Source organism: Pseudomonas sp. F-14 TE3623 (assembly GCF_053629015.1).
In genome coordinates this window covers 1,542,185-1,565,814 of record NZ_JBRJHM010000001.1, presented here as the reverse complement: position 1 = coordinate 1,565,814, position 23,630 = coordinate 1,542,185, and the positions used below count along the sequence as shown (strand labels likewise).

The window sequence follows — 23,630 nt, the reverse complement described above, 5'->3', positions numbered from 1 at the left end:
CTTAAAGCAAAACAGCTATTCAGTTGTCGGCGGTCAGCGCTGTGGCGTGATAGCCCCAGCCGTCGCGGGCATCCAGCAGGCGGTATGTGTTATCGATGTACTCGCCCGGAAAAAGCACCAGCAGGCGACCAGGAACATGTACGGAGAGCTCTTTGACAAATCCGGCGACCGAGCCGAAGCCAAACAAGGCGCCACAGCCGATAAGGGCTACCACGGTGTTGGCATCAGCCTGCTCGACGATCTGCTGCTGAAGACATTCGAGCTGGTCATAGATGAAGTCCGGGTAGTTGCCGATGAGGTCATTGGGGTCGGCAAAGTAAGAGTCCCGGTACTCTTCGGCAGCCATCCAATTGGCAAAGGCATTGGTGATATCCAGCGGCAGCCAGAGGTGCCGAGCCCCTTCAGTAGCGACCTTGAATTCTTCGATACGCGCACGCAGTTTTAGCTCGTCCTCTTTGTGGTAGACGGCAAACAACACCCGTTGCTCATGGGACAAACCGGCCTGCCAGGGCAATCCGATATGATGGGCAAAGTTCTTGACCAGTTTGTTCAGGCGACTACTCATGGAGCCAGGCCTTTTCGGTTGAAGTGAGGAAATCGGGAAAGTCCACTTCGATGACCTCACTAGAGTGTTTGAGAGTGATCAGTCCACGCTGGGAGGCAAGGCGCGACAACTCCAGCAGTCGTTCAAAACGGCAATCGAGCAATTTACACCACTCATTACTGAACAGCCGTTGTCCGCTTAGGCCATTGAGGTAGGCTTGGAACAGAGCGAAGGCGACATTGATTTCTGTGACTATCGGCTCGGCTCGGCTCTTCTTGATTCGCCCTTGCAGAAAACCCGCCTGGGTCCAGCTGCCATTGATGTTCTGGGCAAAGGATTTGAGCGACGAAGGGCTGAAGCGATTGGGATCCTGGGCCATCAGTACGGCTTCGGTTTGTTCACGCTGCAACGGCTCACCCGGTTGCAACTCCAGTATCAGTGGCACGGACAGACGAAACAGAGGGTCACGAGCCGCCGCTAATTGTAGGGCCAGCAAGGGTTGGCCCTCAGGACGTAGTTCCCAGAGACGCCGAAAAATCCGGAACATTGGGATGTCTTCAGACAAGCCATAGAGATCAACTAAGTGACCGGCGGTGAGTTTTCGGGCGCTGCTGGTGGGCTTGTCCAGGCAGTTAAGATCAACGATATGCTCGCGATACTGCTGCCGACTTGTATTGATATCGGTACGAGAAAAAAGCGCTCGCAACTCAGGCAGCATCATGGTGCGCGAGTCGTGCGCCCCGCTTTTGCCGAATTTAAAGCCGAAATTGGTCAGAGACTGCTGGGTAGTCATGGCATCACTTGTTGCTACACGCCACTGATCTTCCTGTTTGTCGAACACAAAGAAGAAGGGGCTAATTGGGGAAAATGCCATTATCACTTACTGTCCTTAGCAGGTCTTGCACACTTTCTTTCTTAGGAGGCGTGATGTCAAATCGACATAAGCCGCATGTAGCAAGGATCATCCCGGATAACGCCTCTACATTTCATCGTATTTCGCGCTGACACCGCCGGAGTAGCGACGTGGCACTTCATCGATATCCTCGGAAATCTGTGTGATCACCGCTCTCAGTTCCACCCCTTCAAACCACCGCGCCGGGATAGCGGCGGAACCGTATTGGATCCCCAAAAAATGCCCTGCAATCATTCCGGTGCTGTCGCTGTCCCCGCTATGGTTCACGGCGCTGATAACGCCTTGCTCGAATGAAGTGGCGGTAAGGGCGCACCAGATACCGATGGCGAGTGCTTCTTCAACGACCCAACCGCCACCGAGCTCATCGATGCGTTGTGGCGTGGGGAGATAGCCCTCGTAGAAGTAGAACAACACGCGTTCAAGGATGGTGCGGGTTTCTTCCAGACCTGTTTTGTCGCCGTGGGTGGCAAGGCTTTCTGTGAGGGCGCGTTCGAGGCTGTCCTGCCGGTCAGCCATGCGCTGTAGGATGTCGGCGAACAGGCCTGCCGCAAGGTAGCCCGTTGGGTGACCGTGGGTTAGGCTACCGGATTCTGCGGCGTAATCGAACGCGTTGCCGAAGAAGGCGCAGGGTGCGACGCGCATGACCGCGCCACAGCCCTTACTGTTGTTTTCAGCGAGAACACCTAGGCACTTGCTCGCTTTTAATGCGCTGAGACAGGTGTTGCCCGGTGCTCTTCTCGACCACAACAAGCGCTCTTTGATGAGCCAACCATCCCGGCTGACTGACGTTGCCGGCCGGTAGCCTTGGGGGAGCAACCAGCGCAGCAGCAAGTGATGGATGATGCTGGGCACATGACAGATGCCACGGGAGCTGCCGCGAACGTAAGCGCGCAGAAGGCCTTCGGCAGTGAAGAGCATCATTTGCGTGTCGTCGGTGATGGCACCGGTGATGCCGCAGACAGGAACAAAATCGACGATCCCGGACGGACCGAATTTCGCTTCGATGGCCGACCATACGAGAAACTCGACGGGTGCGCCCAGAGCATCACCGACAGCGCCGCCCAGCAAACAGCCTTTGATTCGTTCGAGCCTATTCATGTCTGCTTCCTTATGGTGTCGGAATCAATGCTTGCAGCAGCACCATCTTTCTTTTCAGCTGCTCGACATGTGCTTTTTCTGCTCTGAGAGCAGAGCGCAGTTCCTTGTTTTCCATTTCCCAGATTCGGGCCCAGCGAGTTGCAGTCCGACAGACAAGCATCATCTGCCAGATGCCACGCAGCCGCAGGTACTGGAACAACAAGATCAACAGGATCAACAGGATCAGCCCAAGCAACGCCAGCGCACCTGCCGAAACCATGTCCAACGTGTTCATATCCATTTCCTTAGTGAGTTCGAACGACTTCGAAGACAGAGAAAATATATGTAGCGATAAGCGACAGGTCTAGAATGTAGACTTATACAGGTAAACAAAACGAGCAGATGGAGTGGTCATGAAACGCACACAAGACATCAAACAAGTCCGCTGGGATCTGGCACTTCGCTATCGTTTAATCGAAACCGTTGCATGGTGGGAGGGCCGCCTGACCACAGGGCACTTGATCCAGAGCTTCGGGATCAGTCGTCAGCAGGCGTCGAAGGACATCAACACCTACATAACGGACCATGCGCCTAAAAATCTTACATATGACAAGCATCTCAAGGGCTATGTACCAAGCAAGCAGTTCAAGCCGCGGTTCATTGACGACAGCGCCAACGCCTATCTGCACCTGCTGAACCAGACCCATTCTCGCGCACCGCATGTGGAAGGCCTGGCACTGGCCTACGCACACACCATGGTCCTGGAAGTGCCGGACCGGACGATTCGGCCCGAAGTGTTGCGCCCGCTGCTCAAGGCTTGCCGCGATAGCGAGGTAATTGAAATCGAGTACGTTTCGCTCGCCAACCCGAACCCGGAAATTCGCCTGATCGCGCCGCACACGCTGATTTACACCGGCATGCGCTGGCATGTGCGGGCGTACTGTGAGAAGAATCGTGAGTACCGGGATTTTGTATTAAGTCGTTTGCGCGGCCAACCGGAGTTCGAGCGCAAGACCGAGAACCTCATCGGAGACGATGAAGACTGGAACACCGAAGTGGCCGTGATCATCGAGCCCGACTCACGCCTCAAGCCGGAACAGAAGGCGATCATCGAAGCCGACTTCGGGATGATGGATGGTGTGCTGGTCATTCCAACACGCAGGGCGTTGGTCAAGTACGTGTTACAACGCTTTCAGATCGATCCGAAGAAACTCGACCCCAAACCCGCCGCACAGCAGATCGTGGTGAAGAACCTGGATGAGTTGAAGCCTTGGTTGTATGAGTGATCTAACAGCTACTGACTCAATGCGTGACACAGCGCGTCACGCATTGAGTCAGTTCCGGAAACGGGTTGCGAGAGGGCGACACTGAGCCCCCTTTGCCCCTTGCGTAAGATTTCACACTCCGCCTCCATTGACTTGTACTGCCTATACACCTCATACCCTTTCTTTGCGATAACAACGATTCCGACAGCAGCCAGAATATCTTTCAGCACGTGACGCCCTCCATTGTTCGATGGCTGGTGCATGCTCATGGGGGAACGACAGATTGCGTCGCACTGAACTACAACTGCAGATGACTCACTTACAGGTAACCTCATTTGAAGTGCAAACCGGTGGAGTCCTCAGCCGATGGCATTCCAAACAGTATTCCACTACAAAAGTCAGTAATATATTTTTATTTTAAATCAATAACATACAGAACCTGTTCAAATTACCCCGGCCAATCCGAAAACGACAACGCCCGCCAAGTGCGGGCTTTGTTGCATCTGGGGTTTGGTAAATTGTCGGCTATCCCGCATCCACTGTAGAAGCGAGCGGTGCGGGAATCCAACTTCCCCGCAAACAGGCCAACCAGACCAGGACAAATCCGCCCGCGACCAAAGATGCAACCGTCGCCGCGAGCGCCCTCGGAAATGTCCTGCGCCAAGCCATCCTGATCATCGATAGGTAAAGTATTCGCACATATGTCGGCGCCGGAGCGCCAGAATTTACCTCGGCATCCCGCTGATTCTAGGAATCACTACTTCCCACATTTCCATTTTTAGAGCAGGTCGAAACTGCTGATCAGCCTCACCGGCATACCGGGCGATTATCCCTTCCACATGGCACTGGTCTATCTCGACGTTCGCTTTGAAGTTTTTCGCAGTACGACCAACGACTCGCCCTTGGGGGTCCTGAAGCAAGTACCGATCACCATCGCGCGTGAGGTGAAGGGGGTGGCCCGTTTGTAGTTCGGCGATCGCCCGGTGTATTTGATGCGTCGCAGTGCTTCTGCCGGCAAAGCCGATGTCTACGTCAGCCAGCGAAAGCTGAATGTAAGTGCGAGACAGTCGTGGATCGAAATCGCCGGCGAAGCTTTGTACCAAGGCACTGTGTGAAAGCTTGGGACTGAATGGATTTCCAGACTCGAACTCTCCCAAGGTCAATGTTTGTTCCGCCCGCGTCATGCCAACGTAGTAGAGGCGGCGGTCTGCATTCAAGTTTTGAGATGTGCGGCTCCACGCGCCGTCCAGCAATCCGACATGGCGAAACTCCAGGCCTTTGGCGGAATGTACGGTGCCAAGGTACAAGCCCTGCCTTCCTTGTTTGCGAAGTGCCCGCGGGTACTCGTATAACCAGTCGATGATTGAATGTGAAGACAGCTGGCATTCGCCCATTTCCTGAACAAGGCACAGGAGGGCTGTTTCAAAGAATTCTTGCCAGTGCGGATCATCCAGGCTCGGCCGAAGCATAGAGATGGCCTCCGTCGCCGTCTGAGGCTGCTCGATCAAGCGTAAACACCCTATCCCTTTCAGGAAGCCCCGCTGGCGCGTCAAAGGGATTGAGTCCTCATTCTCGGAGGCGAGAAAATAAGGCACCTCGTTGAGTTCGCACCAGGCTTGAACCGGTTTGAGATAGGCATGAGTTCGGCCCAGTATCGCGCATCCGTTCCAGGTGCCGTTTTCCTCCAGTGAAATAAGCCGCGCCAGCTCAGCCGCCACAGCTTGAGCCTGTAGGTTACCCTTGGACCGGTCAGCAAAAGGAAGCTGGATTCGCAGCACCTTACCCGCCCGGGCCGGATCTCGCGCCTCCCATTGCCCACCTGCGGGTAGCTCCCGGCGAGCCTTGTCGATGGTGATGGGATGTTCTGCTTTCATCCGGCCTTCAGTTTCTCCGATCACCCGGTTCGACGAATTGATGATATTGGCGGACGAACGATAGTTATCCACCAGGTAGGTGACGCTGGCATCGTAGTTGTCGCGGAACTGCTCGATGTACTGGTTGCTGGTATGGCGCCAGTCGTAAATATTCTGATCGTCATCACCCACCGCCAAAATGCATAAGCGCCCGTCCTCTTCGGCATTGCGCCCAGCCAACGCACTGACTAGTCGGTACTGCATCTCATCGATGTCCTGGTACTCGTCAACCATAATGTAACGGTAGCCACGCAGCAGTTGCTCGCATAAGTTGTCCTCACCAGTCGCCTGGCCACCCTCCTCCAGCAAGTGCACCGCATCGGTGATTACCTGAGTCAACCGCGTCTCATCGACGGCCTCACCGCGCTCGAAGCGGGTGCCCGTCAATCGCATCGACATCGCGTGGTAGGTCAGCACGCTGACACCGTAGGCATCGGCTCCAACCAATGCTAACAAGCGCTTGCGGATTTCATTGGCGGCATGCCGGTTGAATGCCAAGGCAATGATGCTGCTGGCGGGTACTCGGCGCACGCGCAACAAGTAAGCAATCCGATGGACGATGACACGTGTCTTGCCAGACCCTGGGCCGGCCAGAACTAATCGGTTGACGTCATCGTTGTCGGCAACGACCAATCTCTGGACGGTACTCAAGGAATGGGTGATGGCCTTCCAAGACTGCTCGCTGGTTGCGAGTTTCAGAACTTCTTCGCGCTCATTGAAATATTCTTTGATGAAGTCGCGCTTGGGGTTTCCAAAGTACGCCAGTACCAGCCTGAGCGCCGGTTCCATGTCATGGATTCCGCGCTCGGCATATTCACGCATGACATGCACCTGAACACATTTTTCCCGGTAATGTTCATCGAGCTTCGCGTAATCGTCCTTGTAAAACCCCACCTTCTTTTCAGCCTTTTCGCCGTCCACTTTGATTGTCATCGCACGCCGCATGACAGTCATACCGTGGTTCAGAGTCAAAATTTCCTGCTGGTGCATATACAACAGCACGTGCTCCACCGCTCTGCGAAACTGATCTGCCGGCATCGTGGATTTCAAGACCAGATCGCCCTCAAGCGTGGCGACCAGCTTGCCAAAGGTGGTATCGACCATCAGATCGCGGGCTCGGGCACCCGGTGGAAGTTGGGAGATGAGGTAATTAAGCAGCAGCGTTGCAATGGTGCGGCGTTTCTCACCAAATGCGCTGATACGCTTCCAACTATGACGGCCGGTAAAGCGCAGCTTCAAATGATCACGATTGATCGGGCGAATTTCGAAGGTGCTGCGCTGTTGGCTTTCACCGTCGCGATCCTGGGCCAGACTCTTGAGCAGCCTGAGTACCTGAATGGGATTCACATCGTCACGCTCCAGCCTGGCCTTCAATGCGGTGTTGAGCTGGGAAAGGTTGATGTCTTGCCATTCACCATTTTCTGCATCTGGCGAGAGTTCAGGCAGCAACTCGAACAATGCCTTTTCAAGTTCCAGCGATTGCATAAGCCGCTGATTGGATGAGCCGACGACGCCATATCGGACAAACACCGTCAGCTGAGAATCATTGATCAGGATTCCCATCTGTTCCATCTGCTTCAAGGCCCCGGCAACCTCCTCCAGCGACTGGCCGGTAAGCGTCATGAGTTCATCAGTGTTGATACGTTGGTCGGCCTTGGCCTGAAAGAGGTAGTTGAGGATAGCCTTGAATTCGGCAAACCTGCGTTGGGGGAGTTTCGCCTCCACGAGACGCACCTGCGACTCTTCAAGGGTGAGTGCAGCGCGGGCGGGAAAGATACGCGTCTGGTTTTCTTCACGGCGCAGAAAATCACTACGTTCCAGCCAAGCGATGGCCGTCACCACCTTGGTTTCGGCATCACGATCTTCTGCTGCGAAAGTCGTTTCGACAGTTGCATCCAGCAGAATCTCGCCGGCCGTAATAACCAACTCTCGTCCTTTGCGCTTTGAAGTTTCCCCGCGCAGCTTTTTCAGAATTTGCTGGATATCACGAAGACTGAGCTTGGAGCGCTCGCTTATCCCAAACTGCGCTTCAATATCCTGTGGATCGTAGAGCAGCACGCAGCGGGCGCTTTCCTGATCTCGACCGGCGCGGCCAGCCTCCTGCAGGTAATTTTCAAGCGAGCCGGGGATATCCGCATGGATGACCAAGCGGACATCCTTCTTGTCGACCCCCATGCCGAAGGCGTTGGTGGCAACGATGACTCGAAGCACCCCTTTTATGAAATCGTTCTGAATGTCGGTCTTTTCGCCAGGCGGGAGCCCTGCGTGGAAATACTTGCAAGCCCAACCCTTCCCAACCAGAAACTCCGAAAGCTCCTCCGCACCTTTACGGCTGGAGACAAAGACCACGGCCCCGCCCTCTTGGGTGACCAGATTGTCTTCCAGCAACTGCTGTGTACGCTGGCGCTTTTCTGACTTCTGACAAGGGACAACTTCAAAGTGCAGGTTGACGCGTTCGTGCGAGCCAATGAACTCCTTGAAAGTAATGCCAAGGGAGTCTTGGAAATGCGCGCGGATGTCCGCCAGTACGTCCGGCTTGGCTGTCGCAGTGAAGCATCCAATCGGAGCGAGCGGTTGGTCTTTGTGGTATTCACTAATGAAGCGCGAGGCATACAAGTAGTCCGGGCGAAAATCATTACCCCACTTCGACAGGCAGTGGGCCTCGTCGAAGATCCAGGCGCCAACCTGTCGCTGCCTGAGGGCCCGACGAAAAGTACTGTTGCGAAACTGCTCAGGCGAGACGAGCAGCACGCCGATGTCACCCATCTGGATTTTTTCCAGGACGTCGGCTCGCTCAGGGAGTGTCAGCAGACCGCTGAGGGCGGCAGCACATTGGACGTTGGATGCGATCAGCCCATCTACTTGATCTTTCATCAGCGATTGGAGCGGCGAGACAATGATCGTCAGGCTGCCATTTCGGTGATAGCGGTTCAGGGCCGGCAGTTGATAGCCGATTGACTTACCGCCCCCTGTGGCCAATACGGCAAGAACGTTTTCACCGCGCATACCAGCAAGCGCTACATCATGCTGGCGAGACCGACCATCGCTATCACGACGGAATTCGTCGTGACCGAAGTAGCGTTTCAACTCCTTGACCGGGTCATGCTCGGTGCTGCAGTACTCGCACTCCTTTTTCCCACAGGGGATATCGCGCAACTCTCCAATGATTCGGCCGACCTCGGGAAACTGATGCCTCACCCAAGGTGCGAGCACCGAGTTACCGCCAGAGACTCGAAGCCAGGCAAGCGCATAGGCATGTGGCCAGCGCAACTCATCCCGCTCCAGATCATTTTCCAACAAGCTGAAGAGCCGGGTCTGGCAAACTTTGTATTGCCGTTTGAACGCCGGATCAGTCTCGACCAGAAGCTGCGTGATTGCCGCGCGCAGCTCTTCGAGAGAAAGCGCAGGGGTCTGTGTAATCGACTGGAATATGGACTCAAGGTCACTACCTTTTGCGGCGATCAATGTTTGGTAGCACAGTAGCTCCCGTACATTCATCAACTTCAGATCGGCAAACGCGGCCTGCTGGTCCTGGAAAAGCGTAAGCGTTGAGCGGCAGTCTCCGAGCGGGGAATTCAAACTTTCGCGGATGAGCTTGTAATCTTTGATCAGCCGGTGATACGGATTTTTCGGAAAAGCCAGCGGCGACAAGCGCAGGGTATCGACTACAGCTAGATCATGTAGCGCCAGTTGAGGAGCCTGGGACTTGAGCAATGGCAGATCGTGGTCGATCAGGTTGTGCCCAAGTACATAGTCTGCACCCTGCCCCAGTGCATCCAACTGAGCAAGCGCCGCCGTTGGATCTTTGGAGATCTTGAGCTCTAACTCTTGGCCGGTAGTGGGCCGCAACGCCCCGACCATTATTATTTTGGCCGGCTTTGACTCAGTCGGAGGTACCACCTCCAAATCGAAAATCAAAGTGTTCGGAATTGCTGATTCACTCATACATCCAGAGTCCTTTCTGACCGCGAGACATGGCCAAATTTTAGCGTTACATCACGATACATGATCGGATGCTGATGCAGGACAGAAACGCATGAACTGCGCAGGCCGAGTAGAAAGATGCTCAGCGCCCCGATCCGATCGTTGACCGACTTCTATCTGTCGCCATCGGCAGCAACCATCGACTATTTGAAAGCTTGAAGGTGGATCGGGTATTTGTGTACGGTCTTCAAAACGGAGACTTGTTGCTTAGCGGCCGGATTAACCGACGTTGATTATGGGTTGACGGTAGGGTCATCGCTGGATCGGTTGAGGTTCGGTATCGGGGACCTTCCTATCCTCCCCGTCCTAGGAAATTTCCCTCAAAACGCATCGACTTCCATGAACTAGCGGACTCAGCTCATCAAGGATAGCCTCCAGGTGTCGCTGCAAATCAGCGATTGGGCTTTGACAGGCCGAAAAGTGTAACCTTTCACTCCTCCTGATCAGGCAGCATGCTCACGCGCATGCAGTCTCGTTTATGGCGGCTGTGCGTGGGGCATCTTCGGGTGCACCGGGTTCCTACACTACCGGTCTGTCAACCCGCGCACAGCTGCCACCCAATTCTGTTTGACAGCAGAGGGGTGGCCGCTTCCATAACTAGTGTAGGAGCATCAACATGAAGAAGATCACCCCCAACCCTCCAGAAACCGATACCCCTTCAGAACCCGAAGCCCTCGACCTGACCCAACTCTCCAAAGCCACCCAACGCGCCGTCAGCGCCCGCTTGCGCGACCCGAAACAGCCCGATCCCGTGAGCCATGTTTTCACCATCCTCCCCGACGTCGATACGTCCACCCTGCTCGCTCACGCCAGCGAAACCCTGGCCTCCATGAATGTCATGACCACCGACCTGGCCGACCAGCTTGAAGGCTCGCATCGCAACGTGGCATTGGCGATTCAGCAACTGGCCGTGCTGGCCGAAATGTTGATCAATCGAGCTCTGGATAACCTCGATTCGCCCCTGCCTTCGGTCACGCCCGTCTGCCACTGAGTGATCACGCTCGTTGATCGAAATGGAGGTTTTGTCATGGATCGATACATGCCGGTCACCGGCATCGACTGCACCATTGCGTCGCTGCTGATCGACACCGAAGCACCGCTGGATGTGCTGCATGAAACGGCGGCCTACCGCATCCGCACCGCGACTCAATTGCTGGAGAGCTTCGCCGCGAACGAAGGCGTTTACAGTGAACTGGCGCGGGTGCTGGTGACTTCGCTGCGCGATGGCTGCGATTTGCTGGATGTGGTTGGGAGAAGGTTACAGATGCAGGTTTCGGCGTCGTAACGAACCCAGCATAGAAATCGTTGCCCCCGTCCCCAACAAAAAAGGCACCTGAGCATATCGCAGGTGCCTTTTTTTGGATTTGAGCGGATAGGGATGCTCTGAATACGTGACAGAACTGAATGCCCCTATTTTCCAGAGGGTGCAATGCGCACCGACTGGCGCTCCTTCATCAACCCCACTGCAAGTGCCGATAGAATCAGCGCAATCGAAACCCCTTCATTGAAATCAACCCTATGCCCAAGCATCAGCATCGAACCTGCGATCCCAAACACCGGAATCAGCAAAGACAGCGGTGCCACCCTGGAAACCGGGTACTCTCGCAGCAGTAGATTCCAACCCCAATAGCAAAAATGCGTCGCCGCGTAGACTTGAAACAAAATCGAGAACACCGACACCCACTCAAGGTGCGTTGCCAGGGAGGTAAACGGAGCAGAACCGTGTGCCAGCCAAGTGAGTACCAACAAGGGAATCGGCGGGAACAGGCTGGCCCATACCACAAAGGCGAACATTTCCCGGACCTTCGACCTTTTGATGATGACGTTGCCGACACTCCAACTAAAGGCACTCACCAACAACAAGCCATAACCTACTGTCGTCGCATGGCCGGGACTGCTGAAAATAATGCTGATCAAGCCCAGCGCTGCGAGCCCCACTCCAAGAGTCTGTCCAAAGCTCAGATGCTCGCGAAACAGCAACACTCCCCAACCCAAGGTAAAAAATGCACTGAACTGGATCAACAGGGCAGCGGTTCCTGGTGGGACACCCAGTTCGATGCCCAGGTTGATTAACGCCCACATCGCGACGCCAAAAATCAATCCATAGGCGGCCAACCACCCTATGGCGATCGGCGGGCGCCTGACAAAAAATACCCACGGCAACGCAGCCAGCGTAAAGCGAAGAGCCGTCAGCAACAGCGGATCGATAGCGGCCAGGCCTAGTTTGGTGATGGGAAAGTTCAGGCCCCAGACGGCTGTCACCAAGACGGCCAGGGTCAGATGTTTTTTCTGCATGAAGTTCTATTTCCAGAAGACAAGGCAGGCAGCTGTATGCACCAACCAAGTCATCACTATGAGCAATAGAGGCAATGGCTCGCTTGCACTACCAGGTCATAAATCATTAAATTCGGGCCATGCGCGAAACTGAAATAGATCCCTACGAAAACACACCCCGCGATGCAGTGGTGACGGCCAATAACTATCTGGATGGCCAGCGCTTTGCGCTGCATACGCATCAACGTGGGCAGTACGCCTACGCCGCCTGCGGCGTCATCACGGTATTCACCAGCCAGGGTAACTGGGTCGTGCCCCCACAAAGGGCTATCTGGGTACCGGCGGAAGTTCCCCATGAGATGAGCATGAGCGGGCCGGTCACCATGCTTAATACCTACATCCGTAACCGTGCCGCGGCTCGGCTCAGTCTGCCTGCGCACTGCCAGGTCTTCGGCGTGTCGGCACTGCTTCGGCAGCTGCTGATCCGCGCCATAGACGTTCCGGCACTGTATGCGAAGGAGCATCTGGACGGCCATCTGATGACATTGCTGCTTCACGAAATAGCAGGCATGTCGCCCCTATCGCTTAATGCACCTCTGCCGGTTGAGCCAAGGTTGGCACACGCCTGTCGCAACCTGCTGGAGCAACCTTCGCTGGAGATAGGGATTGATGATATGACCAGGCAAGTCGGGATGAGCCGCCGCACATTCACCCGTCTATTTCGCCAACAAACCGGTATCAGCTTCGTCGAATGGCGCCAGCAGGCATGTCTATTGGCGGCCGTTGTGCGTCTGGGTAATGGGGAGGCAATTACGAGGGTGGCGACTGATCTGGGCTATAGCAGCCCGAGTGCCTTCACCAGTGTTTTCCGTCGAATATTGGGCGAGGCGCCCAGTCGGTATTTTCGTAGCGAGAAAGGGTTTCTCTGACAGATTGGAGCCACGTGATCCTGGGAAATTTCCCGCAACCCGTAGCGACTTCCATGAACTGGCGAACAAGGTTTCCGGAAGATAGTCTTCACGCTTCGCTACGAACCCTGCGGACGGTTTTGACAAGCCGAAACAGCGTAAGGATCCCTAACCCCATGGAACGCCCTTATGAAAAAGATCACCCTGAAGTTAGTTGAAAACCCGGCCACTTCAGAGCCTGAAGCCCTCGAGCCAACCCAACTTCCCCAAGCCACCGAACGCGCCGTCAGCGCCCGCCGACGCAACCTGAACAGGAACATCTTCAGCGTCCGCCCCGACGTCGACATGCCCACCCTGCTCGCTCACGCCAGCGAAACACTGGCGTCCCTCAACGTCATGACTTTGGACTTTGCCAACCAACTCGAAGGCCCGCAGCGCAATGTGGCGCTGGCTCTTCAGCAGTTGACGATGCTGACCGAGCTTTTGGTCAACCGAGCGCGGGATAACCTCGACCCGAACGGGTTGGTGGCAGTAGACAAACCTCCCGTCGTTCACTGAGTGATCGCGCTTATAGATCGAAGGGAGGTTTTGTCATGGATCGATGCATGCGACGGTCACAGACACAGGTTTCGGCGTAGAAAAGCAAAATGGAGAAGCCTTACATCAACATGAATTTTTCTTCACCCAACCGCCTCTCTCCAACCTGTACATTCCTCTCGCTCATTCAAGAAACTACAGTTTGCCCGCCTCCCGCGGGCTTTTTTTTGCCTGTCGTTTTGTTAGCGATGTGTAACCCTGTAAACGGCTCAACCACAGGTGACGCAGCCTTCTGCAGTACAGGCAGCTCCAGCCGCGCCCGTCCATAGAACGCCAATGCCGTCAGCAAACATGCCAGCCATACAAAGATTCCGGCCCAGAAGGTGTGGGACATGTAGTGCCAACCCTGTAGAACCCGCGTCGTGCCGTAGACGAAACCGAGTAGCAGCGAGCCGTGCATCAGCGCTTTGGAATACCGCCAGCGATAGCGGCGCGCCACGAAGTACAGCGCCAGCATGGTGAAGCCGCCCGAGGCATGTCCACCCGGCCAGCAGCGACCGTCGCCGGCGACTTTCAGCAGGTCGAAATTCTGGTACCACTCCTTGTGTTCGATTTTCCCGGCGTACTGAGTCGTTTCGACCGGGCAATACACACTGGTGTGGCCTTTGAGGTAGTGGATAACGCCAGTGCTGATGGAAAACGCGAACACCACATAGAGGAAGTCCCGACGGTGTTTACTGGCGAACCGAAGTACCGGTGCGACTTTGATTTTTTCCAGGAACGCGATGATTTTCGAATGTTTTTCAGCCTTCAGCCGCGGCCAGAGAAACGACAGCAAAGCGCCAATCATCGCGACCTCACCAGTCCAGTTCGGGATGATCCGCGCCCATTTATGGGTGATCTTCTCGAACAAATGGACGTGGTCCAACGGAAACACGCGGGTGGCAGGATCATAAAAAAGATCGCTGAAGGCGATATCGATTTTGGTCAGGTCAAACAGCAGGAACACCACGACCGCACAGGCCAGCGGGATACCGAAGTTCGCCCAGTAAAAGCGATAACGGGAAGAAGTCAGCATCGTACGTCCTGATCCAGAAGAATGATGGTGAAGCTCATTCGGTGGTTACCGAACGCCAGTCGGAGGCCTCGATGAAACCGAGCATGCGCGGTGGCTGAGACTTTTTGGCGGAGATAAACAGAGAAGCGCCGTAACCCAAGGTCGCGGTCGGTAACTTGAGGTCTTTTTCGAGTTGCGCCATGCATTCGCTATGGGTCACCAGAATCAGGTTGCGCCCGGCCACTTTGTGCGCCAGGGCATCGCGCAGCATGCTGCCCCTGCAGCGGATCAACCAGTCTTCGCCGACGCCGACCTTGTTGAACATGTAACCGGCGGTTTGCGCCGTACGCATCATCGGGCTGTTGTAGATGTCGGCCCGATCCAGCCCCAGACGCTCGAACTGCGCGCCGACACTCACCGCCACGCTGCGGGAGCGGTCGGTGATTCCATCGTTGCCGATCAGGCAGGCGGCCGTGGAGTGATCACAACGCTCGACGTGGCGCACCAGCACGATCATGTCGCCCTTGGCCCAACCGGTCGCCAGCGCGCGGGCACCCGCCACGTTGCCATGGGCCAGGTCCGGCACGGCAGCAGGCCGCAACAGCCAAATCGTCAGCGGAATCACCAACAAGGCAGATGCCAGCACAACCGCGGCGTTTCGATAACGGGCCAAACGGCTCAGATCGATCGAGCGTTTTATCCCGAACAGACTCAGTCTCAATTCCACATCAAGCCGCCTCGCCGGCATGCACCCTTGTGATTCGATGCCGCGAGGGTAAAGAGGCGCGCGTCAGCAGCCGGTGAAACCCATGTGAAAAAAAGCTTAAGACCCGCCCAAAAATCTTGTTACAGAATCCATCCAACAAAATTCTTTCAGCTCTCGCGATTGCTGCCGATACAGACCTGCTAACCCTTTGCTGGCTCTTAAAACAACAATCTTCCAGCCAACCGACGATCAAGAAGCGCAACGTTCCTGGAGGAATATTGATGAATAGCTGGTTCGGTAATATCAGCGTGAACCTGAAACTGGGCCTGGGATTCGGCCTGGTCCTGGCACTGACTTGCGTCCTCGCCCTGACCGGCTGGACGAGCCTGGGCGGGTTGATTGACCGCAGCAACTGGATGAGCGACATCACTCAGCTCAACGCCGGCCTGACCAAACTGCGTGTGGTTCGCCTGCAATACATGCTGACCAACGGCGATGAAACGGCCGCACAAAATGTGCAGACCACCCTCGACGGCTTCATCGCTCAGCAACAAGCGTTGCTGTCGAGCTTCAAGAGCCCGGAAAACGTCAAATTGCTCAAAGAGCAGAGCGCGACCATCAGCGCTTACCAGATCTCCCTGAACAAAATGCGCAGCGCCTACCGCACCGGTAACAGTGCTCGCGACGCCATGGGCGCCAATGCTGAAACCGCCAGCAAGTTGATCGAAGCGATCAGCGCCCGTGTGCAGCAAATGCCCCTGAGCGACCAACGCTTCGAACAGTTCCAGGCCATCACTGCGGCCAAGGAAGCGTTCATCCTCGCGCGCTACGAAGTGCGTGGTTATACCGCCAGCACCAACGCCGATACCGAGCAAAAAGCCGTCGCCCAACTGGACACGGCCATCGCCAGCCTGAAACAGCTCAACGTGCATTTCGCCGAGACCCAGCAAGATGCCCTGCGCCAGCTGGAAACCGCGCTGAGCAACTACCGCAGCGCCTTACAAGCATATAAAGCCGCCAACACCGATGCGGTGCAGGCGCGCAAGGAAATGACCGAACAGGGCGCCACCATCGTAACGCTGAGCGATCAGCTGTATCAGATCCAGCTCGACCGCCGCGACGCCGAAAGCGCCCAGGCCCGCACGCTGCAATTGATCAGCACCTTGCTGGCGTTGCTGGTGGGCATCATTGCCGCCGTGATCATCACCCGTCAGATCACCGGCCCGTTGCGCGATACCCTGGCCGTGGTCGAACGCATCGCCAGCGGCGATCTGTCCCAGGACGTCAAAGTGACCCGCCGTGACGAACTCGGCGTGTTGCAGCAAGGCATCGCACGCATGGGCGTGACCCTGCGCGATTTGATCAGCGGTATCCGCGATGGCGTCACCCAGATCGCCAGCGCTGCCGAAGAACTGTCGGCCGTGACCGAGCAAACCAGCGCCGGGGTCAACAGCCAGAAGATCGAGACCGATCAGGTGGCCACCGCCATGCACGAGATGACGGCCACGGTTCAGGAAGTCGCGCGCAACGCTGAAGAAGCGTCCCAGGCCGCAGCCGCCGCTGACGGCGAAGCGCGCGAAGGCGACAAAGTGGTCAACGAAGCCATCGCCCAGATCGAGCGCCTGGCCAGCGAAGTGGCGCGCTCCACCGAAGCCATGAGCGTGCTGCAGAAGGAAAGTGACAAGATCGGCAGCGTCATGGACGTGATCAAAGCCGTGGCCGAGCAGACTAACTTGCTGGCCCTCAACGCCGCCATCGAAGCGGCCCGTGCCGGTGAAGCCGGTCGTGGTTTTGCTGTGGTGGCCGACGAAGTTCGTGGCCTGGCACAACGCACACAGAAATCCACCGAGGAAATCGAAGGTCTGGTGGCCGGCCTGCAGAACGGCACTCAACAAGTGTCGGCCGTGATGAACAACAGCCGCGCCCTGACCGACAGCAGCGTGGCGCTGACCCGCAAGGCCGGCGTGTCACTGGAAAACATCACCCGCACCGTGTCGAACATCCAGTCGATGAACCAGCAGATCGCTGCCGCCGCCGAGCAACAAAGCGCCGTGGCCGAAGAGATCAGCCGCAGCATCATCAACGTACGCGACGTGTCCGAACAGACCGCCGCCGCCAGCGACGAAACCGCTGCGTCCAGTGTGGAATTGGCGCGGTTGGGTAATCAGTTGCAGATGATGGTCAGTCACTTCCGGGTTTGACGCTAGGTCAGCGGTGAATGACAGATCCATTCGCGGGCAAGCCCGCTCCCACAGGGATTGCACATTACCTGTGGGAGCGGGCTTGCCCGCGAAGGCTGTCTAACGCTTAGACACTAATCGCATTGGTAAACACCAACCGATTCCCGAACGGGTCGGCCACCGTCATGTCCTGACTGCCCCATGGCATCGCCTGAATCTGTGGGTGAGCGAAAGAATATTCCTTGGCCAGCAATTGCTGCTGGAACGCCTCTAGCTCATCCGTCTCGATGCGCAGCGCCGAGCCCGGTGTCGCGTCACCGTGGTGCTCGGACAGGTGCAGCACGCATTCGCCACGGGAGATTTGCAGGTACAGCGGAAAGCTTGTTTCGAAGCGATGCTGCCAATCGATCTTGAACCCCAGGAAGTCGACGTAGAACTCCAATGCCTTGGTCTCATCGAAAATCCGCAGGATCGGGGTGGTTTTGCCGAAGCTCATGGCGTTGCTCCCAGACTGAAAAGGCCCAGAGTGTAGCTGGGCTGGATGTCAGCGCTTCGGCTTGGTTGCGGCTTTCTTTAATTGCAATATGCCACCATGAGGCGTAGATCAAAAGATCGCAGCCTTCGTCAGCTCCTACAGGGGCCGCGATCTTTTCGGTATCACCGATCACCGAAACCCTTCACGCAAATCCCCTTCACGCGCCAGAAACCGCCCCTCTCTTCTCCCGTTCGCCTGCCCTTCGCTGTAACTCAAGGCACCATTGACCCACACCCCATCAATCCCTTCCGCCGCCCGTTGCGGATCGTTGAAGTCCGCCACATCGCGAATCGTCACTGGATCGAACAACACCAGATCCGCCCAATACCCTTCGCGAATCTCGCCACGTTGCTTCAAACCAAATCGTGCCGCCGACAGTCCGGTCATTTTGTGTACGGCGGTGTGCAGCGGAAACAGTCCGACATCACGACTGAAATGTCCGAGCACTCGTGGGAATGCGCCCCACAACCGTGGATGAGGAAACGGGTCTTCCGGCAAGCCGTCGGAGCCGACCATCGACAGCGGGTGCGCGAGGATTCTTCGTACGTCGGTTTCGTCCATGCCGTAATACACCGCCCCGGCCGGTTGCAGTCGGCGGGCGGCCTCGAGTAATGGCACATCCCACTCGGCGGCGATGTCGATCAAATCCCGACCACCCATTTGTGGATGCAGCGTGGACCAGGTGATGGTGATGCGATGGGCGTCGGTGACTTGCTTGAGGTCCAGGGTCGAAGAACTCGCCGCATAGGGATAACAATCGCAGCCCACCGGGTGGGTTTTCGCCGCGTGTTCGAGGGACGCCAGCAGTTGCGGACTACGTCCCCAGTTACCGGCGCCGGCACATTTGAGGTGGGAAATGATCACGGGGGCTTTCGCGTGGCGACCAATCTGGAATGCCTCGTCCATGGCCTCCAGCACCGGTTCGAATTCACTGCGCAAATGGGTGGTGTAAACCGCCCCGAATGCAGTCAGCTCTTCGGTCAATTGCATCACTTCGTCGGTGGAAGCGCAGAAGGCGTTGGCATACGCCAGGCCTGTGGATAAACCCAAGGCACCGGCCTCAAGGCTTTCGCGCAGTTGCTCGCGCATCGCGCTGATTTCTTCGGCGGTGGCGGTGCGAAACAGGTCGTCCAGGTGATTGCTACGCAACGCGGTGTGGCCCACCAATGCGGCCACGTTCAGCGTGGTATTCGCCGCTTCCACGGCCGCGCGATAGTCGCTGAAGCGCGGATAAACGAACGCCGCCGCCGTGCCGAGCAGGTTCATCGGGTCCGGCGGCTCGCCACGCAAACACACTGGCGAGGCGCTGATCCCGCAGTTGCCGACAATCACCGTGGTCACGCCCTGGCTGAGCTTGGGCAGCATCTGCGGCTGACGGATCACCACCGTGTCGTCGTGGGTGTGCACGTCGATGAAACCTGGGGCCAACACCCGACCGGCCGCGTCGATTTCTTCGGCGGCGCGAGCATCGTGCAAGTCGCCGACACGCTCGATGCGACCGTTCAGAATCGCCACATCAGCGGGGTAACCGGGGGTGTTGCTGCCATCGATAATCAGCGCGTTGCGGATCAGCGTGTCGTACGTCATGTCAATCTCCCAGCGGCAAGTGATCGTCGCCGCCGCGGTAGTCGTCCAGGGCCAGTTTGATCCGTCGCAGACGTTCTTGATTGTCTTCAGGACTGGCCAGCGCCAGCTCGGTAGCGAGCACGTCGATGGCCAGCAGCATGCCGTAGCGCGCCGCCGTGGGTTTGTAGATGAAGGATGTCTCGGCGCTTTGCAGCGGCAACAGCACATCGGCCAGTTGCGCCAGCGGCGAGTCAGCCCGGGTGATCGCAAGAATTCGGGCACCATAGCTGCGAGCCAGGTCCACCGCTTCGAGCAGCTCGGGGGTGATGCCGGTCAGCGAGCAAGCGATGACAGCGTGTTCGGCACCGAGGCTGGCGGCGGTGACGCGCATCATCACCGGGTCGTGACACACCGCAATCGGGTAGCCGAGGCGCACCAGCCGCACTTGCAATTCATCGCTGCACAAGGTCGAGCAGCCGCCCATACCGAAGGCGTGAATCATCCGCACCTTGCCCAGCAGTTTCACCGCATCGGCGAAGCGCGATTCATCGAACGCAGATAAGTGCTGACGCAAGGTCGACTCGATATCACCGACGATCTGCCCGTAGAACGCCGACTGTTCAGGCGTGCCCGCCGGGTCGAGAAAGCGACTGCCGACGCCGCTGGCCTGGGCCAGTTGCAGGCGCAAATCCCGCAGGTCGCGGCAGCCGACGGTACGGGCAAAACGCGACAACGTGGCGGTGCTGACTTCCGCCCGCTGCGCCAGCTCGTCGAGGCTGGCGGAGGCGGCAAATCCTACGTCGTCGAGCATCAGCCGGGCGATGCGTCCTTCGCCGGCGCTGAAGGAATCCTGACGGGCGCGGATCTGATAGAGGATGTCCATGGCGGATGACTCCGACTAAAGCAGGTAAGAAAGACCTACGGTCAAACCAAAGGCGACCACCGAGATGATGGTCTCTAGCACCGTCCAGGTTTTGAAGGTCTGGGTGACGGTCATGTTGAAGTATTCCTTGATCAACCAGAAGCCGCCGTCATTGACGTGGGAAAAGATAACCGACCCCGCCCCCGTCGCCAGCACCAGCAACTCCGGGTGGGGATAACCCAGTCCCACGGCCACCGGCGCGACAATCCCTGAAGCAGTGGTCATCGCCACTGTGGCGGAACCGGTGGCGATGCGCATCAACGCGGCGAACAGCCAGCCCATCAACAGCGGCGACAGCTGGAATTCATCGGCCAGACTGACGATCTGATTGGTGACACCTGCGTCCACCAGAATCCGGTTCAAGCCACCGCCGGCGCCTACCAGCAAGGTGATGCTGGCGGTCGGCGCCAGGCATTCATTGGTGAACTTGAGGATCGATTCGCGATTGAAGCCTTGGGCCAGGCCGAGGGTCCAGAAACTCAGCAACGTCGCCAACAGCAAGGCGATCACCGAGTTGCCGATGAACAATAAAAACTGGTTGAAGCCGCTGCCCGGGGTGGAAATCAGATTGGCCCAGCCGCCGATCAACATCAGCACCACCGGCAATAGAATGGTCGCCATGGTGAGGCCGAAACCCGGCAGGCTATCGCGCGGTTCACGCTCCAGGAACTGGCGCTCCAAAGGGTTATCCGCCGGCAGCTGAATGCGCGGCACGATGAACTTGGCATAGAGCGGACCGGCGATGATTGCGGTCGGAATGCCGATCAAAATCGCATAGAGCAACGTCTGCCCCACCGACGCCTGATAGACCTGCACCGCCAGCATCGCTGCCGGGTGCGGCGGTACCAGCGCATGGACCACCGAGAGCCCCGCGACCATCGGCAAGCCGACCATCAGAATCGACACGCCTACCCGCCGCGCCACGGTAAACGCGATGGGCACCAGCAAGACAAAACCGACCTCGAAGAACAGCGGCAGCCCGACAAGAAAGGCGATACACACCATCGCCCAATGCGCGTTTTTCTCACCGAAACGGTCGATCAACGTGCGCGCCACCTGCTCGGCGCCGCCAGACTCGGCCATCATCTTGCCGAGCATCGTGCCCAGCGCCACCACCAGCGCAATGTGCCCCAGCGTCTTGCCAACCCCGGCCTCATACGCGCCCACCACACCCGACGGCGGCATCCCGGCCAGCAGTGCCAAACCGATGGATACCAGCGTGATGACAATGAAGGGATTAAGCCGGTAACGGGCGATCAGAACGATCAGCGCAATGATGGCGATGGCGGCATAAACCAACAGCCAATAGCCGAAGGAAAGCATCATGCGGTACTCCTCGAAAGGGTCACGTCGAATGGGTTGTGAAACTCATAAATCATTTCGACGAGCGACTTTCAAACGAAGTGAAAGTAATTTTCGCGGAGGGATAAGGGATGTCGTGCAGAGGCATGGAAGGTTGTGAGTTATGAAAATTCGATAGTGGAACTTTCATCCTCCCGACGCTGATCCGTTCCCACGCGAGTGTGGGAACGATCACTCATCGATTTCAGTCGTGATGCTCGCTGGCGCGTTTGAGCAGTTTCTTGCAACGTTCGGACAAATGCAGCACGCGTAGCTGCTTGCCGGCCTTGGCGTAGCGCTCGCGCAATGTCTTCAGCGCAGCGATGGCCGAATAGTCGACGAAGCTCAGGTGGCGACAATCAAGGGTCACCTGGGCCGGATCATTGGCAGGGTCAAACTGGTTGAGGAATGGCGTGGTAGAGGCGAAGAACAGCGTGCCATGCAGGCGGTAGAGTTTGCTGCCGTCGCTTTCCTGATGAATGTCGGCATACAGCTCGCGGGCCTGTTGCCAGGCAAAGTTGAGCGCCGCAATGATGATCCCGCACATCACGGCGACGGCCAGATCGGTGAACACCGTAATCACCGTAACAGCAAGGATCACCAAAACATCATTCAGCGGCACCTTGTTCAGCACCCGCAACGAGGCCCAGGCGAAAGTCTGCTGCGACACCACGAACATCACCCCGACCAGTGCGGCCAGCGGGATACGCTCGATCAGCGGCGAAAGGAACAGCACGAACAGCAGAATCATTATCCCGGCCACGGCACCGGACAGCCGACCGCGACCGCCAGAGCTGAGGTTGATCATGGTTTGCCCGATCATGGCGCAGCCGCCCATGCCACCGAACACGCCAGAAACTATGTTGGCAGCTCCAAGCGCCACGCACTCGCGATCCGGGTAGCCGCGGCTCTCGGTGATTTCGTCGGTGAGATTCAGGGTCAACAGGGTTTCCAGCAGGCCGACCAACGCCATCAATATCGCGTAAGGCGCGATGATGTGCAGGGTTTCCAGGCTCCAGGGGATATCTGGCAGCGCGAAGCTCGGCAAACCGCCGGCAATGTTCGCCATGTCGCCCAGGGTGCGGGTCGGCAGGCCGAGCAGGTAAACCGCCAACCCAACGCCCAGAATCGCCACCAGTGCTGGGGGCACGGCACGTGTCAGGCGCGGCATCAGGTAGACGATGACCATCGTCAGCGCCACCAGCCCGATCATCATGTACAGCGGCGAACCACTTAACCAGGCCTCACCGCTTTTGAAATGCTCCAACTGGGCCAGGGCAATGATGATCGCCAAGCCGTTGACGAAGCCGAGCATCACCGGGTACGGCACCATGCGCACCAGTTTGCCCAGCCTCAACAGACCGAACGCCAGCATGATCAATCCGCCCAGCAGCACAGTGGCCAGCAAGTACTGCACGCCGTGCTGCACCACCAGCGCGACAATCACCACGGCCATCGATCCGGCGGCGCCAGACACCATCCCCGGCCGCCCACCAAACAGCGCAGTCAGGGTGCAGATGATGAAAGCGCCGTAAAGCCCCATCAATGGGTTGAGGTGGGCCACCAGCGCGAAGGCAATGCATTCGGGCAGCAGGGCGAAAGAGGTCGTGAGTCCGGCCAGGACATCGGCGCGCAGACGTTTGGGTTTCATGGCTTACCTAAAAATACAGGCGGGAGAAGAGAGGGCGGATGTTACGGAATTGAGGGCGGGCAGGCCAGTGAATGGGCCGCAGAAACGCTTTCGCGAGCAAGCCCGCTTGTATGGTAGGACTTGAAGGGAGGAGGAGGGACAAAGCCCGATTCTGACTGTTGACGCAGTACAGATCCGTGGGAGATTTCGCCCCTCCTCCTTTCACCCAAGCGCCGATAAAGAATGCATCTGGCTAGGACCGACGATAGGAACAAGCC

At 57.2% G+C, this 23,630-nt stretch carries 19 protein-coding genes and 1 pseudogene; 7 read left to right on the top strand and 13 right to left on the bottom strand.

Going from position 1 to position 23,630, the window contains the following annotated elements:
- Positions 1-19: 19 nt before the first annotated feature.
- The 4 genes from AB7M29_RS07005 to AB7M29_RS06990 form a co-directional block, all read right to left on the bottom strand.
- Entirely contained in the window at positions 20-565 is a 546-nt protein-coding gene (locus tag AB7M29_RS07005; RefSeq protein ID WP_454246599.1) for a BREX protein BrxB domain-containing protein, read from the bottom strand.
- Positions 558-1,418, bottom strand: a complete 861-nt coding sequence (locus tag AB7M29_RS07000; protein ID WP_218188713.1) for a hypothetical protein — start codon at positions 1,416-1,418, stop codon at positions 558-560. Before AB7M29_RS07000 ends, AB7M29_RS07005 begins: the two co-directional genes overlap by 8 nt.
- A gap of 105 nt (positions 1,419-1,523) precedes the next feature.
- Positions 1,524-2,555, bottom strand: a complete 1,032-nt coding sequence (locus AB7M29_RS06995) for an ADP-ribosylglycohydrolase family protein (protein ID WP_454246598.1) — start codon at positions 2,553-2,555, stop codon at positions 1,524-1,526.
- 10 nt (positions 2,556-2,565) lie between these two features.
- Complete coding sequence (locus AB7M29_RS06990; protein WP_454246597.1) at positions 2,566-2,829, bottom strand: hypothetical protein; 264 nt, start codon at positions 2,827-2,829, stop codon at positions 2,566-2,568.
- 118 nt (positions 2,830-2,947) lie between these two features.
- Between AB7M29_RS06990 and AB7M29_RS06985 the strand changes: the two genes are divergently transcribed.
- A complete protein-coding gene (locus tag AB7M29_RS06985; protein ID WP_032902490.1) occupies positions 2,948-3,820 on the top strand; it encodes a WYL domain-containing protein in 873 nt (290 codons plus the stop codon).
- A gap of 704 nt (positions 3,821-4,524) precedes the next feature.
- Here the strand turns inward: AB7M29_RS06985 and AB7M29_RS06980 are convergent.
- Positions 4,525-9,657: a RecQ family ATP-dependent DNA helicase gene (locus AB7M29_RS06980; protein ID WP_217857572.1), complete on the bottom strand. Its 5,133-nt coding sequence runs from the start codon at positions 9,655-9,657 to the stop codon at positions 4,525-4,527.
- Between the two features lie 655 nt (positions 9,658-10,312).
- Between AB7M29_RS06980 and AB7M29_RS06975 the strand changes: the two genes are divergently transcribed.
- A complete protein-coding gene (locus AB7M29_RS06975; protein ID WP_454246596.1) occupies positions 10,313-10,687 on the top strand; it encodes a DUF6124 family protein in 375 nt (124 codons plus the stop codon).
- Positions 10,688-10,723: 36 nt separating this feature from the next.
- Positions 10,724-10,981: a hypothetical protein gene (locus tag AB7M29_RS06970; protein ID WP_038978867.1), complete on the top strand. Its 258-nt coding sequence runs from the start codon at positions 10,724-10,726 to the stop codon at positions 10,979-10,981.
- 125 nt (positions 10,982-11,106) lie between these two features.
- Here AB7M29_RS06970 and AB7M29_RS06965 read toward each other — a convergent pair whose 3' ends face one another.
- A complete protein-coding gene (locus AB7M29_RS06965; RefSeq protein WP_217857569.1) occupies positions 11,107-11,991 on the bottom strand; it encodes an EamA family transporter in 885 nt (294 codons plus the stop codon).
- A gap of 119 nt (positions 11,992-12,110) precedes the next feature.
- Between AB7M29_RS06965 and AB7M29_RS06960 the strand changes: the two genes are divergently transcribed.
- Together AB7M29_RS06960 and AB7M29_RS06955 are read left to right on the top strand one after the other, a co-directional pair.
- Positions 12,111-12,899, top strand: a complete 789-nt coding sequence (locus tag AB7M29_RS06960) for an AraC family transcriptional regulator (protein WP_454246595.1) — start codon at positions 12,111-12,113, stop codon at positions 12,897-12,899.
- A 168-nt stretch (positions 12,900-13,067) separates the two neighbouring features.
- Positions 13,068-13,436, top strand: a complete 369-nt coding sequence (locus tag AB7M29_RS06955; RefSeq protein WP_454246594.1) for a DUF6124 family protein — start codon at positions 13,068-13,070, stop codon at positions 13,434-13,436.
- A 166-nt stretch (positions 13,437-13,602) separates the two neighbouring features.
- Here the strand turns inward: AB7M29_RS06955 and AB7M29_RS06950 are convergent, their stop codons facing one another.
- The gene (locus tag AB7M29_RS06950; RefSeq protein ID WP_454246593.1) at positions 13,603-14,493 is read right to left on the bottom strand and encodes a phosphatase PAP2 family protein; all 891 of its coding nucleotides are present in this window, start codon (positions 14,491-14,493) and stop codon (positions 13,603-13,605) included.
- A 34-nt stretch (positions 14,494-14,527) separates the two neighbouring features.
- Positions 14,528-15,199, bottom strand: a complete 672-nt coding sequence (pmrG, locus tag AB7M29_RS06945; RefSeq protein WP_454246592.1) for a lipopolysaccharide core heptose(II)-phosphate phosphatase PmrG — start codon at positions 15,197-15,199, stop codon at positions 14,528-14,530.
- A gap of 260 nt (positions 15,200-15,459) precedes the next feature.
- Between pmrG and AB7M29_RS06940 the strand changes: the two are divergent.
- A pseudogene (locus AB7M29_RS06940) lies at positions 15,460-16,473 on the top strand (methyl-accepting chemotaxis protein); the annotation flags it as partial.
- Between the two features lie 42 nt (positions 16,474-16,515).
- Positions 16,516-17,379, top strand: a complete 864-nt coding sequence (locus tag AB7M29_RS06935; RefSeq protein ID WP_407682179.1) for a methyl-accepting chemotaxis protein — start codon at positions 16,516-16,518, stop codon at positions 17,377-17,379.
- Positions 17,380-17,485: 106 nt separating this feature from the next.
- Here the strand turns inward: AB7M29_RS06935 and AB7M29_RS06930 are convergent, their stop codons facing one another.
- The 5 genes from AB7M29_RS06930 to AB7M29_RS06910 all read right to left on the bottom strand — a co-directional run bounded on the left by AB7M29_RS06930 (position 17,486) and on the right by AB7M29_RS06910 (position 23,373).
- Positions 17,486-17,854 carry a glyoxalase superfamily protein gene (locus AB7M29_RS06930; protein WP_454246591.1) on the bottom strand — a complete coding sequence of 123 codons (369 nt, stop codon included), beginning with the start codon at positions 17,852-17,854 and terminating at the stop codon, positions 17,486-17,488.
- Positions 17,855-18,022: 168 nt separating this feature from the next.
- Complete coding sequence (locus AB7M29_RS06925; RefSeq protein WP_454246590.1) at positions 18,023-19,480, bottom strand: D-aminoacylase; 1,458 nt, start codon at positions 19,478-19,480, stop codon at positions 18,023-18,025.
- Between the two features lies 1 nt (position 19,481).
- Positions 19,482-20,342 (bottom strand): MurR/RpiR family transcriptional regulator, encoded by an 861-nt coding sequence (locus AB7M29_RS06920; RefSeq protein ID WP_448722935.1) that lies wholly within the window; start codon positions 20,340-20,342, stop codon positions 19,482-19,484.
- 15 nt (positions 20,343-20,357) lie between these two features.
- A complete protein-coding gene (locus AB7M29_RS06915) occupies positions 20,358-21,707 on the bottom strand; it encodes a GntT/GntP/DsdX family permease (RefSeq protein ID WP_454246589.1) in 1,350 nt (449 codons plus the stop codon).
- 220 nt (positions 21,708-21,927) lie between these two features.
- Positions 21,928-23,373 carry a SulP family inorganic anion transporter gene (locus tag AB7M29_RS06910; protein ID WP_448722933.1) on the bottom strand — a complete coding sequence of 482 codons (1,446 nt, stop codon included), beginning with the start codon at positions 23,371-23,373 and terminating at the stop codon, positions 21,928-21,930.
- Positions 23,374-23,630 lie beyond the last annotated feature (257 nt).

Bases quoted from the DNA above. Each gene is read 5' to 3' on its own strand.
- AB7M29_RS06985 (WP_032902490.1), top strand. From the start codon at position 2,948: ATGAAACGCACACAAGACATCAAACAAGTCCGCTGGGATCTGGCACTT.
- AB7M29_RS06955 (WP_454246594.1), top strand. From the start codon at position 13,068: ATGAAAAAGATCACCCTGAAGTTAGTTGAAAACCCGGCCACTTCAGAG.
- AB7M29_RS06975 (WP_454246596.1), top strand. From the start codon at position 10,313: ATGAAGAAGATCACCCCCAACCCTCCAGAAACCGATACCCCTTCAGAA.
- AB7M29_RS06960 (WP_454246595.1), top strand. From the start codon at position 12,111: ATGCGCGAAACTGAAATAGATCCCTACGAAAACACACCCCGCGATGCA.
- AB7M29_RS06990 (WP_454246597.1), bottom strand. From the start codon at position 2,829: ATGAACACGTTGGACATGGTTTCGGCAGGTGCGCTGGCGTTGCTTGGG.
- AB7M29_RS07000 (WP_218188713.1), bottom strand. From the start codon at position 1,418: ATGGCATTTTCCCCAATTAGCCCCTTCTTCTTTGTGTTCGACAAACAG.
- AB7M29_RS06965 (WP_217857569.1), bottom strand. From the start codon at position 11,991: ATGCAGAAAAAACATCTGACCCTGGCCGTCTTGGTGACAGCCGTCTGG.
- AB7M29_RS06920 (WP_448722935.1), bottom strand. From the start codon at position 20,342: ATGGACATCCTCTATCAGATCCGCGCCCGTCAGGATTCCTTCAGCGCC.
- AB7M29_RS07005 (WP_454246599.1), bottom strand. From the start codon at position 565: ATGAGTAGTCGCCTGAACAAACTGGTCAAGAACTTTGCCCATCATATC.
- AB7M29_RS06980 (WP_217857572.1), bottom strand. From the start codon at position 9,657: ATGAGTGAATCAGCAATTCCGAACACTTTGATTTTCGATTTGGAGGTG.
- AB7M29_RS06995 (WP_454246598.1), bottom strand. From the start codon at position 2,555: ATGAATAGGCTCGAACGAATCAAAGGCTGTTTGCTGGGCGGCGCTGTC.
- AB7M29_RS06935 (WP_407682179.1), top strand. From the start codon at position 16,516: ATGGGCGTGACCCTGCGCGATTTGATCAGCGGTATCCGCGATGGCGTC.
- AB7M29_RS06925 (WP_454246590.1), bottom strand. From the start codon at position 19,480: ATGACGTACGACACGCTGATCCGCAACGCGCTGATTATCGATGGCAGC.
- AB7M29_RS06910 (WP_448722933.1), bottom strand. From the start codon at position 23,373: ATGAAACCCAAACGTCTGCGCGCCGATGTCCTGGCCGGACTCACGACC.
- AB7M29_RS06970 (WP_038978867.1), top strand. From the start codon at position 10,724: ATGGATCGATACATGCCGGTCACCGGCATCGACTGCACCATTGCGTCG.
- AB7M29_RS06930 (WP_454246591.1), bottom strand. From the start codon at position 17,854: ATGAGCTTCGGCAAAACCACCCCGATCCTGCGGATTTTCGATGAGACC.
- AB7M29_RS06915 (WP_454246589.1), bottom strand. From the start codon at position 21,707: ATGATGCTTTCCTTCGGCTATTGGCTGTTGGTTTATGCCGCCATCGCC.
- AB7M29_RS06950 (WP_454246593.1), bottom strand. From the start codon at position 14,493: ATGCTGACTTCTTCCCGTTATCGCTTTTACTGGGCGAACTTCGGTATC.